A 14,181-nucleotide genomic window follows, 5' to 3' on the forward strand; every position below is an offset into this window, starting at 1 on the left:
TAATCCATGGATGCACGAAACTGCCTGAAGGATTAGAGATTAAGGTTCGCATCAACACACACTGCCACTGCGGATAACGTCATAGGACGGATAACACGAGGAAAAGAAATGATAGACATATGGACGGAAAAATACAGACCCAGAAAGCTGTCAGATATTGTGGGGCAGGACGAAATAATCCGTAAGCTGCAGTCCTTTGTTAGGCACAGGGAACTGCCTCATCTAATATTTGCTGGCCCTGCTGGCGTTGGGAAAACTACCGCCGCACTGTCGGTGGCCATCGAGCTGTTTGGTGAGGACTGGAGAGACAATTTCCTTGAACTCAATGCATCAAATGAGAGAGGAATTGATGTTATCAGGGATAACGTGAAGGATTTTGCCAGGATAATGCCATCCAATGGGCTCGGGTTCAAGATAATATTTCTGGACGAGGCGGATCAGCTCACTCCCGAAGCACAGGCGGCGCTGAGGAGGACAATGGAGCTTTATTCGTCAGCGACGCGGTTTATCTTCTCATGCAACTATTCCTCCCAGATAATTCCGCCCATACAGTCAAGGACAGTTGTTATGCGTTTCAGGCCCATAAGGCCGGAAGACATGAAAAAGAGGATAGAGGTCATAGCGAAGCAGGAGAACTTTACCATAGACGATGATGCAATGGCAGCCATCACTGAAATATCTGAAGGGGATATGAGAAAGGCGTTGAACATTCTGCAGACCATAAAATCCTCGGGAGAAATGACAGCATCAAGAATTTACGAGATTTCCGGAATGGCCAACCCGAAGCAGTACAAATCCCTGCTTTCAAAGGCGCTCAGTGGCCTTTTTGATGATGCACGGGAAACCCTTGATTCAATGATGATTGAGCAGGGGCTTTCCGGAATTGACATTGTCAGGGGAATACATTCAGTGGTGAGGAAAGAGCTCATATCACCCAGGCAGAAACTTCAGATAATAATGGCCCTGGGTGAATCTGAGTTCAGGATTGTGGAGGGCTCCAGCGATACCATACAGCTCGACGCACTGATGGCCAGGCTTGCCTATATAGGCCAGGAATTCAATTAATGAAGTCATCAAGGTTGAAATTTCTCTTCTTTGGCGCAGATTCGGGATGAAATGAATTGGAAACCCTCTCGATGTTTGTTTTCATTCTTGCCTCCTTTCTTATGCTTGAATAGTAATAGGCACTGTCCCTTGTATCCATGTACATCAGTATTTTGACATCACCTGCATGGGTCCTGCCGGTTCTTCCTCTGCGCTGAATGCTCCTGATTTCAGAAGGAACTGGCTCAAAAAATATTACAAGATCTGTTGAGGGTATATCCAGGCCTTCCTCAGCCACGCTTGTGGCGACCATAACATTATATGTGTTCTCCCTGAAATTCCTTATTATGGCATCCTGATCCTTCTGCCTTATGCCGGCATCCTCACCTTTGCTGGACTGCCCAATGAACCTCACCGGCCTGATTTTCCGGGATCTGGTGGAAAGAAATTCGGTGAGAAGATCTGAGGTCTTCCTGAAATGGGTGAATACTATGATTCTGGAATCCGGATTCTCTGTTATTCTATACTCACAGAGTCTCAGGACGGTGATCATTTTCGGATTGTCAGGCTTCTCTTCCATAAGTGAATTGAATTCATTCATGAATTCCCTGAATTCCGGCATCTTCTGAAGTATGGAAGCTGTTCTCCTCAGGGTCTTGTCCTGGCCAGACAGTATCTGGGAAACATAGTCCCACGCGATTTCTATTCCCTGTGTTTCAAGGTATTCCAGCAGGTAATCTATTCTGATGGCAGCTGACATGTATGGAATTATGCCGAAAAGCTTACTGTCTTCAGTCCTGGCTCTCTGAACTACCTCTGTGATCTTCTTGGCCATTTCGCTGCGGGAAAAATTGCCTGAGCCCATGAATCCAGCCTCCCTAAGTTTTTCAGTAATGTTCCTGAGCACCTTCTTAAGTGTGGACAAGAGATTCCTGATATATTGTGGGAGCTCCAGTTTTACTACTTCTATTTTTATTCCACCGATGTATTTCTCCACATCCTGGTCATGCTCGCTCTTGATGATCACGCGTTCAATTCCCAGGGTTCGGGTTATTTCGTCGAGCTTTTCCCTATCGCTTCCAGGACTTGCTGTGATCCCAAGCACAAGCCTCTTCCTGGCCTCCAGGAAGTGCCTTGCAATCGTTGAGTAGGCGTAGTTCCCGGTTGCCCTGTGGGCTTCATCAAACACAATGAGACCGAAGCGGGATATATCGAAGAGGCCATTCCTCAGATCATTCTCTGCCACCTGGGGTGTTGATATAATCAATCTGGAAGTTGTCCACAGCAGTAGCCTATCCTCATTGTCTATTTCTCCCGTAAAAGCCGAGATTTCAATATTATGGGTGCTGAAAAGCCTTTTCATTGTTGCAAGGTGCTGCATTACCAGCGGCCTTGTGGGGGCCAGAAAAAGTACTTTCTCATTTTTTTCGAAAAGAATGTATTCCGCAAGCATGGCTGCAATTACCGTTTTCCCGAGTCCGGTGGGCAATACAACAAGTGTGTTAAACTCCCTGGCGGAATTAAAAATGTTAATCTGATATTCCCTTGGCTCTATATTACCTCCAAGGAAGTTTTGCGTCACACCGGTTAATTACGCCTCAATATTAATATGATTATTCCATCTTCCCGCATCGCAGAAGTGGCAACATTTTTAAGAGATCCGACATAAGCATTGAAGGGCCGGTAGATCAGCGGTAGATCGCCTGCTTCGCAAGCAGGAGGCCTCGGGTTCAAATCCCGACCGGTCCATTTAATCTATTAATCGAATACTTTTTATTGCACCACTCGTTATGTTCTCATGACCATGCAGCCGAAGTACCAGGAACTGCTTCTTGACGATGATGTGAGAAGGTGGTACGAGAACCTGAGGGCAAAGTCTGTACTGACGGCAACAGTGGCATTAAGAAATCTTGGCCACTATTGTGAGCTTACCCATACCGATACGAAGGAAATCCTGAGGAAGGCAAAAGCCAACGAGAAGAATTTCAGATATGAATTCACAGATTTTGTCCGGAAGATGGAAAAAGAAGGCAAGGCAGGATCATACATAGCGAGATTTAAGAAGGTCATACTTTCATGGCTGAAGTTTAACGATATCGGTTTGCAGTTAACCGTTAACATATCCGGGGAGAACGAAACACCGACAATCGTTAACGAAAGGGTGCCCGGCAAAGATGAACTGGCAAGAATACTCAGAAAAGCCACATCAAGAGGGAGAGCTGCCATAGGCATTATGGCTTTTTCTGGGCTGAGACCTGAATCCCTAGGAGATTACGAAGGCACAGACGGATTGAAACTTGGCGACATCAAAGAATTACGTATATCTGATGAAATACAGTTCGAAAAGACCCCTGCAATGATTGTGGTGAAAAACAAGCTGAGCAAGGCAAGGCACCAGTACTTCAGCTTCATCGGTGAGGAAGGAGGTACCTACATCAAAGAATATCTTGAAGAAAGAAGGAAACAGGGCGAAGAGCTGACCTACGAGTCTCCATTGTTGCAGTTCGATGTCAGGGGAGTAAGGAAGAACGCATTCCTGAGAACCACCCTTGTTACCAGGGATATAAGGGAAGCAATAGAAAACTCAGGCCTGAGGATGCGCCCATATGTCATGAGAGCGTATTTCTCAACGGCACTGGACATAGCAGAGGCAAAGGGCCTGATATCCCATCCATGGAGACAGTTCATCATGGGCCACAAGGGAGACATAGAAGCAAGATACTCAACGAACAAACGGCTACCTCCTGATGTGATCGAGGAGATGAGAGAGGCTTACAGGAAGAGCACGAAATTCCTTGAGACCAGATACAGCGAGCTTGAGGAGGACAAGGCTCGATTATATTTGCAGCAGCAACTCCTATCAGCAGTTGGCTACAAACAGGAGGAGATTGACAAAATGGATCTCACCGACATAAGCAGCGACGACTTCCAGAAGCTACTCAGGGACAAGGTGGCAGGAGCCATGGCCAGCAACGGCTCGAAGCAGAGACTTGTTCCCATGAATGAGATAGAGAAACTGCTAGGCGAAGGATACGAGTTCCAGGCAGTCCTGCCAAACGGAAAGGCTATAATGAAAATGCCGTTTTAGTTGGGCTATCTAGGGGTTTCGATAAATGAAGTTAGATAGAGTTATAGGCTCTTGTTCGCATTATGCGTGAAGGTAATAAATATAATTCGATTAGCTAAACTGATAAAAGCAGAAACCTGCGATCGTTTCTATGCTTTTATGCCGCCCTAGTTAATAGGGCCAACATTTTTATAACATGATTTTATTCATAAATTATGAGTTGCAGTAATTGTTTTGATGCAAAAGGCAGGAAGATTACCAAAATAAGCGTGCCACACACAGAGACCTATAAGGTGGGAGCAACAAACGTAACCGAAGGAGTTACGGTTGTGCAATTTAAAGAGGGCCCTGGTGCACTCCTAAACTGGAAGTACATTATCGAAGGAGAAACTTCATCAAATGCCTCGATTACATACGTAATACAGCATAGCGGAAAAACAATAACCAATAAATTCAAGACGAAGTACATTGACACAATCGACGGTAAGAAAATTGTTCATGTTGAGGGAAGCGGACTGAACTCGAACGGCAGGGTTACGACTGCTAACCAGGATGTCGCTCTCTCGAACATAAAATCGGACCCAAATGCCATCGAGTGTCTTATCTGCCATGCTCTTGGAACGGTGCTCTGTACACTTCTCGCAGATGGAGTTTCTGAGGACTTGGCTTGCGAGGAGGCATCGGGTATTGTATGTCTGGAATTCATAGAAGATCCTATTGTTTATGTCGTCTGTTTTGGAGTCGTGGCATCTATTTGCGACGTTGTCCTTCAAACGGTAATAGATATTGGCGTTCACGTAGCGTGTGAACTTGGTGCAGACTATATATGCGAGAAAGCAATCGGTTGTTCTCTATGAGGTATTTAAATAGTCTCACCCATTATAGCATGGTGGTTCTATGAGATACAGACTTGTGTTAATCATTATCGGGATCACAATAATATCTGTTGATACTGTAGTCTCTCTCAGATATCCAAAAATTCTAATTTACAGTTATTGGGGGTCCTTCCTTGGATTCTTCGTCCCCTTTGGGATTGGCCTCTCAGCTCTCCTGTATGGCATATTTAAGGCACGTGATTATGGAATAAATCCGATTATTGGAACACTCGGATCAGGGGGCTTTACAAGAGTGATGAGACAAAATAGGATTCAGGGCACAAGAATGTGGAAATCCGACCACGACATTCTTTCTGATCTGCCAGGGGCGGTGAAATCACCGGATGGTAAGACTGTAGAATACACTAACCTGTTCATAAGAAAACCATATGGGACAACGAAATATTCTAGAATGCTTAACGAAGCGGCGAATAAATACCTTAGCGGTGAATTAGATGAGGCGGGCTTTTACAACTACGTCGGAAAGCATGGAGCGAAAGAGGAGCAAATGCTAGAATTCATTAAGAAATTCAAAAATGACTATAAATGAGGTGATAAAATGGTTAAATTTCATCCGATAAACAAAGTAATGACCGTGGGTACCTTTCTGTTCTTCGCTTCTCTTATTGTTTTAGTTATAGGGGCAATTTTTAATTTTAACGGTTCAATATTGGCAGATGCTTTTCTGTACGGAGGATTAGCTTTCCTAATTTCTATAATTCTCCTGACAATAGGTGTACTCACCGGTGCACGAAGTGGTAAACTCCGACAGAGGACAGACGAGATATTTGGCAAGAAACAGAAAAGAGAATAAGGTGTCAAAGTGAGCATTCAAGGAGTTGTAAATCCAATTGCTGAGTAAATACCCACATCATTTGCTCTTTGTCATTTTAGTCTCTATCGTGACACTTATAGTCAATGTCCTTGCATTCTACACAAGGAATGTCTCTAACTATCTCTATCTTTTCGACATAGCTTATGTAATTGGAAACAGTGCCCATTTTGTTGCCTTGTCCATCTCATCAAGTGGCATTAGCGTTGAGGACGAAAAGAGACCAACATAGCCTTGGTTTCTGAAACTCCTGACTAAATTGCAGGATGCCCAACGGAAAGGCTATAATGAAAATGCCTTTCTAGAATTGTGCTTCTTTCTACGCCCATAGATTACCGCCTTCCCGAAGATAAGAATGCGGAGATGGTGCTGAGGACCATTCAGGACAGAGAAAGAAGTTTTGAGAGGACTTACACCACAGACTTATACATGATGTTTTCAGACAAAATGGAGGATGAGATTACTTCCACCAACGAGCTCAAGCACGAGTGGATCGATAAAGCCATTAAAAGGCTCAAAAAGAGAAACTTCATCGACAGAATTCAGGATGAAAAAGATAGGCGAAGGGTAGAGCTCAGAACCAGGTCCGAGGAAATATACACCCATATGATCAAAAGGGACCCCATGCTCTTCTGGAAGCTGATAGAGAAGGGTCACTTTTATTTCATAGTCAGGTTCAGGAATTCCGGTGGCAATGTGATATGCCCGGAATGCGGCCGCCGCAGGCCTCTTATTGCCGATATAACCGGCAACAGGGCCGCAAGATACGTGGTGAATGACGATCTGCACATAGATGTAACAATCAGGCACCTTGCCATCAGATTCGACTGCGGATGCGGATATTCCTACTCGGATGAGGTTGATATGTTCGATCCTCTGACCGTGGAGGACTTTTCCAGACTTCATGATGCCGCAGACAACCGTCGTAATCCAGTGTAAATCGACGTATTATCCTGAAAGCCATCGTTAAGCATGGGAGAGCACGCCAGAAAGATTGATATTTCCGGAGTTAAAGTAGCTTTTGTGCGCAATTTTCCCTCGCATCCATTGTCAAAAATACTGCTTTCTGAGCCGGACAGCGTAACAGGTGAGGAATTGCTTGCGAAAGCCCAGACCTGGCTAGCTTTCTTCCATGGAGAGAAAGAAAATGAGTAGAAGGCAGAGAGTAATTTTGGGTGAAAACGAGCCAGAATACGCAGGAACTGTCCAACCGGAGATTGTGCGTTATGAGATAGCGAATCCCCGAAAGAAGGGCACAATAGAGAGACTCCAGGAGACAATCATTGAGAACACCGTGAATCAATACGAAATCGAAGACCGGAGGCAGATAGCAGCCATACGGGATTTCATGGAGCGGAATCCCGATATTAGTTATGTAGAATATGAGTCTAACCCCGTGTTGAGCATGGACCTTGTGATTACAAGACGTGGTCTCATATTCAAGCGTGAAGAAGCCTCGATATCGGCAACGCTCACCCCTAACAGGAGATTCAGGGCACAGAGGTGAATTATGGAAGCCGAAGATCTGTTCACTGAGGTGTTTCCCGCCATGGCGCTGATCATGATTATTGCGGGTTTCCTTGACCCCACATTCTGGCCAATGCTCCTTCAGTGGCTGGTATCGGGAAAGGCATTCCTGATGGTTCTTGCAGCTTCAGCATTCCTGATAGTTATTGTTGGAGGCGTTGTTCTGATCTACTATGCAATCGTTGCTCTCATCTTCATAGCGATATTTTCTATTTTTGTCCTGGCTCCCCTGTATTTTCTTTATCTGGTTCTGGGGCTCACATACTCTGTGATTCTGGGGGCTGTTGTCGGTGCCGTTATCCTGCTGTATCTCGTGGAAACCAGGACGGTGAGGATCGAGCAACACACCATAACACTCTCCGTGCACAGGAAGTACATTGTCAAAAGGTAGACAGAATGGATAAATATTTGCGATGCGAAGACAGAAATATGCGGGAAATGGGCTTTTCCGATCTCATCAAGGCACGAAAGGTCCTATCCAGACCAATAATAGAATTGCCCATAAGGAACGAGGAAAGACTATTCTATCATCCAGAGAAAAGGCTCAAAAGGTTCACAGGTAGAACTGCAATTGCTTACGCAATAATCCCTGACGCCGAGAGAGGGAAATTCAGGAGAGAAGAATGCTCTCCAAAGGCGTCTTCCCTCGGGGACTATATCATCCACAAAGGCAACAGGAATGTGTCAATAACGGGAGTATCAGGACAGGGCAAGAGCTATCTGACCACTCACCTAATATCGATATTCAGCGATAAGGAGATAATCATTTTCTCATTCAAGCCAAACGACCACGAATTGCACCTTGGTATTCCCGTCATTGATGCAAAGGAGTGCCTGCCCAATCCATTCAGCGATGTGAACGCCTTTTCTGAGGCATACATGACCGCATTCTTCGGTGAGAGAACCTCTTCAGGGATACAGCTTCAGCAAACTCCAGGATTCCTGCAGGAACTTGCTTCCGAAAGCAACAGCTGGAAGGATTTCATGAAGATGCTGAACGATAGGAAGAGATCCGCATCCAAGAATCAGGTAGAGGCTCTGAACGCCATTGAACAGAACGTGAAAAGCCTCATTATTGAGGCTATGGGAAGCGTAGCTCTTGATGATGGAAGTGTTGTTTTCGACTTCTCATCCTTACCGACAAAGCAGGCTCAGAACTTCTATGCCGAGCTTGTGCTGAGGCAGATATACAGGGAAATGGAAGAGCGCAAGAGGAATGATGTTCTTATCCTGATCGATGAAGCCCATCGCCTGACCAAGTCATATCATACAATCCTTGATGTCATGTCCCGCGAGATAAGAGACAAGGGAATGCTCTGGATAATCACGCAGAATCTTATCGACATCCTGCCTGAGATGAGGGCAAACTTCGGAACAAAATTCACGTTCAGGCTGGGAGACGCCGACCTTAACCTTCTATCATACAACCCACTCATGAGATATGCTGTTGAAATACTCCAGCCAAGACAGTTCATAGACATAGAGTTTCCTGAAGGATCGGCATTCTCGCCTGTTTTCACATACGTATCGAATGGCCTGGAGCACAATGAAACGCAAAAGGTCGCCGCGGTAGTATTAGAGCAAAGGAGGGAAGTGGGAGTCGGAGGGAGAGGGGAGGCTGTCGACTTCAGGAGGGAGGCCCTGGAAATTCTCGATGAAAAAATGTCCTACGCGACAGAAATGGGAAAGATAATTGCCGAGAAGTATGACATCACAAAAGACCAGGCGAAGCTCAAGCTGAAATCCGCACTGGAAGACCTAAAGAACAACAACGAAGTGGGCAGAGTGAAATACATCAGAGATGGAAAGCCAATAGTCATGTACTACTCCAAGAACCCGAACCTATCCAATCTTCACACCGGAATGCAAAGCCAGGTTGTGGGAATCCTAAACGATCTCGGTGTGACCATCAATAGAATTTCCACAACAGGTGAAAGAAGTGCATTTGACGTTGAGACAGACTTCTTCATGGTTGAGATCGAAACAGGATTGAAGCACAGCATGGAAGACCTGAAGGATAGGATAAAGAGTACCAATCTGAGGGTGATTATAATTGTACCCAACGAAGACTTAATCGACAAATACCAGAACTTGGGGGACCAGGTATTAGTTATGACTATAGATTCTTTAAGGGAAATGCTCATGGAACCTATGCACTCAAAGAATACCAAGAGTGTATGATACAGCCCACAAAATGAAGAATAACGCTATCAAAGCACCTATTATACCTTCGATCTCTTTTTTGGACACTTCATCCCAACTTAATTGTTTTCGTTATCTTCAGAGCAGCTCCTTCACCACTAGTGTTGTAATACTCCCAAACCAGATAATACGGCCCATTACTGGGCAGGAGTGCACTAAATGTATTGTTCTGAGACTGGGTTGCATTATAAATTGTGGTCAGAGAATAACCCGGTGAAACAACAATAGACTGTTGAATTGTCACTGTCGTATTTTGGTAAGTTCCAAAAGTGTAGTTATATCCTGCAGTTGGGTCGTAAAAGACAAAATAATAGCTTCCAGGAGGTATCTTTGCGTTTATCGTAGAGGTTGATCCCTGAACTGCCGTTGAAGAATAAACATAGCCTCCCATCTGATGATAGATTTCATAGTTGGAATACTGACTGGGTGTCAAAATGTAAAAAGTTACAGGATAATTTGATTCAAACTTGCCTAAAACAGAATAATTTGAAACGAGGCCCCCATATGAGGGCAACACAAGGCTGTCCATGTAGGTAATGCCACTATAGTACAAGTCCCAGACATAATTCTTGCTGGATATCAGACTATCAAACGGGACGTCTCCAATATAAGTCTGGAACTGTGAAGGCGTCATCAGATAGAAATCCAAGGGTTGCGTTGATGAATATGATCCACCAATACTCTGCCCCTTAGTGGCATTAAATTCCACATCGTACACATTACTGTATGTACTAAAGGAGCTAACATGGCCGAAGGGCAACACAATATTTGAATTCGATTTTGCAGGTATGGTGAGAGTTTGGGTTGGTGCTCTGAGTGCTACCACAACAATGAGCGTTATAAGTACTAAAGTCAGCGTCAAAGAGGACAACAGAATCGGCAACTTATCGTTGGATTTGTTACTCATACAGACCACGTAAGAATACTATTTTACAGATATGGAATCTATGTAAAATAATAAAAGACAGACTGATGAAGGTAATTAACCGCTAACCGTTAATCCAAGCGGGTTAACCATAAACTTATAACTCTTTGCTTCCAAGTTCAATCGATGATCATCTCAATCGCCAACCAGAAGGGAGGTTGCGGAAAAACCACAACCGCAGTAAACCTTGGCTCAGTACTGGCAAGAAAACACAAGGTGCTGCTTATTGACATCGACCCGCAGGGCAATCTTACAACCTCTTTTGGCGTGAATAAGGGTGAACTGAACCGGACGATGTACGATGTGATGCTTGATGGAGGCCTTGAGAAAGCCATACTCAGGAAAGACAGCATCGACATTGTTCCAAGCATAATAGACCTGGCAGGTGCAGAAGTGCAATTATCGGGCAGGATGGGCAGGGAATACATCCTTGCCAACGAACTCAGGAAGCTGTCAAGGCAATACGACTTCATCATTATAGACACACCGCCGAGTCTTGGCGTATTCACCATAAACGCACTGGTAGCTTCTGATTACGTTCTGATACCAGTGCAGGCAGAGTTCTTTGCTCTTGAAGGTCTCACACAGCTACTCAGCGTTGTGGATCTCGTGAACACGAGGCTTGGTCGAACACTGAAAGTACTGGGAATGGTCGTAACCATGTTCAATTCAAGAACAAAATCATCGAATGAGGTGCTTGAGGATGTCAGGAAGCATTACTCGAAGCACCTGTTCAGGACCATAATACCGAGAAATGTTACCGTGACTGATTCAACCATGACCGGAGAGCCAGTGGTAATTTACAGGAAGGATGCTTCTGCCTCAAAATCTTACGTTGAGCTTGCAAAAGAGGTTGAAAACAGGTTAAGGGTGAAACGATGAGCGAAAAGAAACGAAGAGGTTTGGATGACCTTATATCTCAGGAGCCAGCCAAGGCCTTAGAGAGAAATGCTGAGCAAACAGACCATCGGTATACGAAAACCGTCGGATTCAAGGTCACCAACAGGCAATACGACACTTACAGACTGTATTCCAAGTATTACGGACCTGATGAACTGATAGAGAAGTGGAGAAGCGATTTAGAGAAGATAGCACAGGAGAAGGGACAGGAATTGGAAAACGTTGAAACGGAAATCAGGAAACGGTTGAACAAGTAACGGCTAACCGCTAACTTGACAGACCGATTTATTTATTCACGTGGTAAGTTATGAGTAAGAACATTCAAGATAATAACTGTCTAAACGATCTTCGCAGGTCATTGGAAATTACGGTCAGTTTCCTAATAGCGATTCTCATTGTCATATTAACACCGCTTATTGTAACCATCCCTGGATTTACTTATAATTCCTTAGGGCAGTACAGTAATACCGTGCATTTCGAAATCACGCTGTATAATAGCTTCTTTTTCCTACTACTTGTGGTTTCTATCGTGTGTGTATGGCTGTTTATTGCACTTTCTTATCTTGTTGGCAACGTCAAAAATAAGGTATGGGCACTGTCTATGTCTGTAGTATTTTTACTGTTTACTTCGTTTGCTCTCCTCTCCATTTTATGGGTTCATAGTAATTTTTTGTCCGGTTCATCTCTATCTGTGATAATAGGGTCGATTGTTATTGGAGTACTTATCTATGTTGGGGTATTCTTCTGGCGCATCGCTAAATACAATATTTGTCACTAAACTTGTAATTTTAGTAACGCCACTAAACACTGGATTTTAATAACATATGCGTCCCTAAATTCTATGATTTAAATGACACTCGCTTTCGCCTATGTCAGGGCAAGCACCATAGAAGAGGTCAGGCAGGGCTCAAACGAGAGGCAGAAGGAGGCAATCAGGCAGTATACAGCCCGGAAAGGCTACGAATTAGAGATATTTGAAGACAAGGCGAAGTCAGGCAGGAATACGCTGAGACCAGAATTCGAGAAGATGCTCAAATCGCTTGACAGGAGGCCCAATATTGTTATTGTTTCCAAGATCGACAGGTTTGCCCGATCCCTGTCCGATCTGCTGAGAACGCTTGAATATCTTGACCAGAATGGCGCAGGATTCGTCAGCGTCAATGACTCAGGCATAGATACCACAACACCCAACGGAAGGCTCCTGCTGCAAATTCTGGGCGCATTCGCTGAATTTGAGAGGAACATGATCAATTCAAGAACAAAGGCAGGCAGGGAACAGGCACAGAGCAGGGGTGTCAAATTCGGAAGACCTGCACTGAAGACCAGAAACGGGAGCTTCATAGACCGAAGAAAGGTAATGGAGTTGAAGCAAAAGGGATTATCAGCAAGAGCCATAGCGAAGTCCCTTGAATGCTCCATCACTCCGATACTGAGGATTCTGAGGGAAAACCGCTGAAAGAGAGAGAGTCGCCGAACGCGTCAGCAGTTTCCTTATATATATTATATAACTGATACAATGAACATAACATACCAGAAATATGGAATTTTGTTATTTTTTGAACAGTCTCATCTTATCCGAAAGCCTCACTCGTTTTCTCACACTCTCTCTCCAAAATGTGAAATTACCATTTTACAACACTGTGATATTCGGCTCGTTCGAAAGTCTTAAGAATTTTGCGTGTCCAATCAAATAGTCGCAAGGGTAATTGAATGTCCATGAAAGATCCAATATCGTTTGTGGAGGAGAAGGTGAAGGAGAGAGCCAAAGAGACAAGCAACATCAAGAGTGCAATAATCTTCGACATGGACTTCAAGCCGCCAAGAATCCTCATAAGAAGCGAACTTAACAAGGTAACAAACGATCTCGCGGACTACGTGAACCTGAACCTTCCAAGGCACATAATCATCTATGGTTCCAAGGGCTCCGGTAAGACCCTGAGTGCGCTGACAATAGCATCGGCTTTCAGGGAAAGCAAATCCATACCGTTTTTCTACGTAAACGCAAGAGAAAACCCCACGTCAATAAAGATTTACCGCAAGCTGACGAGAATTGACAGCAGAGGTCACGACATAGATGAGGTGAAGAGCAGATTCGATGCCATGCTTTCCGGAAAGTCCATCGTTATCCTTGACGAAGTAGATTTTCTCCAGGACTATGACATATTATATCACTTGACCAGACACACCAGGGCCAATCTTATCCTTTTGACGCAGAAGGTATACTGGTACAAGGACATGAACGATGAGAGCGTCAAGAGCTCATTGCAGCCGGATCACATCGTATTCCATGAATACAGTTCGGAAGAGATCAGGGAAATATTGAAAATGAGAGCCGACGAGGGGCTTAACAAATACGACAAGGAGTCTCTGGGTTTATTGTCTGCGATGCTTGTGAGGGACTACAGGAGCGACGCAAGGATAGGCATCAAGGCGCTGGAAATCATCGGCAGGCTGAACGAGTGGGACGATGAGTCCGTAAGAACTGCCCTGAAGCAGGCCTACGTGGAAGTGGAGGGCGAAACGCTGAAGAACCTCGGAGATCGGGATCTGCTGATACTGGCAGCCCTGATCAAGAACCAGGATACGAACAGGGCGTATTCCGAAGTTTCAGCGTCAGGCAACATGCTCCTCAGGGGAGTGAGCAAATCAACATTCTTCCAGAGCGTGAACTACCTGCAGAATCTTGGTCTCATTACTCTGATAAAGAAGAAGATAGGCAGATATTATACAATGGAGTCACAAATATTATTATCCGATGCGTCTATTGTATCTGGAGAACTAAGAAAGAGGCTATGAGCATGCTAAATGA

Annotated in this window: 17 protein-coding genes and 1 tRNA gene; 16 read left to right on the forward strand and 2 right to left on the reverse strand. The window is 44.6% G+C overall.

The features are described 5' to 3' along the window. Window positions 1–108 precede the first annotated feature (108 nt). Window positions 109–1,065, forward strand: coding sequence for a replication factor C small subunit (locus tag RE469_05735; protein ID WMT43703.1), 957 nt, complete (start codon window positions 109–111; stop codon window positions 1,063–1,065). Here RE469_05735 and RE469_05740 read toward each other — a convergent pair. Next, on the reverse strand, window positions 1,058–2,626 hold the full coding sequence (locus tag RE469_05740) for a helicase-related protein (protein ID WMT43704.1): 1,569 nt from the start codon (window positions 2,624–2,626) through the stop codon (window positions 1,058–1,060). The two genes, RE469_05735 and RE469_05740, sit on opposite strands and share 8 nt — an antisense overlap. Before the next feature lie 95 nt (window positions 2,627–2,721). On the opposite strand from RE469_05740, the gene RE469_05745 reads away from it, so the two are divergent. From RE469_05745 to RE469_05795, 11 genes are all read left to right on the forward strand, one after another. Beyond that, window positions 2,722–2,793, forward strand: a tRNA-Ala gene (locus RE469_05745). Window positions 2,794–2,842: 49 nt separating this feature from the next. Next, a complete protein-coding gene (locus RE469_05750; GenBank protein WMT43705.1) occupies window positions 2,843–4,132 on the forward strand; it encodes a site-specific integrase in 1,290 nt (429 codons plus the stop codon). A gap of 194 nt (window positions 4,133–4,326) precedes the next feature. Beyond that, window positions 4,327–4,968 carry a hypothetical protein gene (locus tag RE469_05755; GenBank protein WMT43706.1) on the forward strand — a complete coding sequence of 214 codons (642 nt, stop codon included), beginning with the start codon at window positions 4,327–4,329 and terminating at the stop codon, window positions 4,966–4,968. 40 nt (window positions 4,969–5,008) lie between these two features. Then, complete coding sequence (locus RE469_05760; GenBank protein ID WMT43707.1) at window positions 5,009–5,536, forward strand: hypothetical protein; 528 nt, start codon at window positions 5,009–5,011, stop codon at window positions 5,534–5,536. A gap of 9 nt (window positions 5,537–5,545) precedes the next feature. Beyond that, on the forward strand, window positions 5,546–5,800 hold the full coding sequence (locus RE469_05765) for a hypothetical protein (GenBank protein ID WMT43708.1): 255 nt from the start codon (window positions 5,546–5,548) through the stop codon (window positions 5,798–5,800). An 88-nt stretch (window positions 5,801–5,888) separates the two neighbouring features. After that, window positions 5,889–6,050 carry a hypothetical protein gene (locus RE469_05770; protein ID WMT43709.1) on the forward strand — a complete coding sequence of 54 codons (162 nt, stop codon included), beginning with the start codon at window positions 5,889–5,891 and terminating at the stop codon, window positions 6,048–6,050. A 77-nt stretch (window positions 6,051–6,127) separates the two neighbouring features. Further along, complete coding sequence (locus RE469_05775; GenBank protein WMT43710.1) at window positions 6,128–6,757, forward strand: hypothetical protein; 630 nt, start codon at window positions 6,128–6,130, stop codon at window positions 6,755–6,757. 33 nt (window positions 6,758–6,790) lie between these two features. Further along, a complete protein-coding gene (locus RE469_05780; protein WMT43711.1) occupies window positions 6,791–6,973 on the forward strand; it encodes a hypothetical protein in 183 nt (60 codons plus the stop codon). Beyond that, window positions 6,966–7,325, forward strand: a complete 360-nt coding sequence (locus RE469_05785) for a hypothetical protein (protein ID WMT43712.1) — start codon at window positions 6,966–6,968, stop codon at window positions 7,323–7,325. Before RE469_05780 ends, RE469_05785 begins: the two co-directional genes overlap by 8 nt. Before the next feature lie 3 nt (window positions 7,326–7,328). Then, on the forward strand, window positions 7,329–7,736 hold the full coding sequence (locus RE469_05790) for a hypothetical protein (protein WMT43713.1): 408 nt from the start codon (window positions 7,329–7,331) through the stop codon (window positions 7,734–7,736). A gap of 5 nt (window positions 7,737–7,741) precedes the next feature. Beyond that, window positions 7,742–9,526 carry a hypothetical protein gene (locus RE469_05795; GenBank protein ID WMT43714.1) on the forward strand — a complete coding sequence of 595 codons (1,785 nt, stop codon included), beginning with the start codon at window positions 7,742–7,744 and terminating at the stop codon, window positions 9,524–9,526. Between the two features lie 70 nt (window positions 9,527–9,596). On the opposite strand, the gene RE469_05800 is transcribed toward RE469_05795, so the two are convergent. Beyond that, window positions 9,597–10,454, reverse strand: a complete 858-nt coding sequence (locus RE469_05800) for a hypothetical protein (GenBank protein ID WMT43715.1) — start codon at window positions 10,452–10,454, stop codon at window positions 9,597–9,599. 144 nt (window positions 10,455–10,598) lie between these two features. On the opposite strand from RE469_05800, the gene RE469_05805 reads away from it, so the two are divergent. The 4 genes from RE469_05805 to RE469_05820 all read left to right on the forward strand — a co-directional run bounded on the left by RE469_05805 (window position 10,599) and on the right by RE469_05820 (window position 14,168). Then, window positions 10,599–11,354, forward strand: coding sequence for a ParA family protein (locus tag RE469_05805; protein ID WMT43716.1), 756 nt, complete (start codon window positions 10,599–10,601; stop codon window positions 11,352–11,354). After that, window positions 11,351–11,629: a hypothetical protein gene (locus RE469_05810; GenBank protein ID WMT43717.1), complete on the forward strand. Its 279-nt coding sequence runs from the start codon at window positions 11,351–11,353 to the stop codon at window positions 11,627–11,629. The genes RE469_05805 and RE469_05810 overlap by 4 nt, the downstream gene beginning before the upstream one ends. 593 nt (window positions 11,630–12,222) lie before the next feature. Continuing rightward, on the forward strand, window positions 12,223–12,828 hold the full coding sequence (locus RE469_05815) for a recombinase family protein (GenBank protein WMT43718.1): 606 nt from the start codon (window positions 12,223–12,225) through the stop codon (window positions 12,826–12,828). 254 nt (window positions 12,829–13,082) lie between these two features. Then, window positions 13,083–14,168 carry an orc1/cdc6 family replication initiation protein gene (locus tag RE469_05820; GenBank protein ID WMT43719.1) on the forward strand — a complete coding sequence of 362 codons (1,086 nt, stop codon included), beginning with the start codon at window positions 13,083–13,085 and terminating at the stop codon, window positions 14,166–14,168. Window positions 14,169–14,181 lie beyond the last annotated feature (13 nt).

It is taken from the genome of Cuniculiplasma divulgatum (genome assembly GCA_031200235.1).
Classification (GTDB): Archaea; Thermoplasmatota; Thermoplasmata; order Thermoplasmatales; family Thermoplasmataceae; genus UBA509.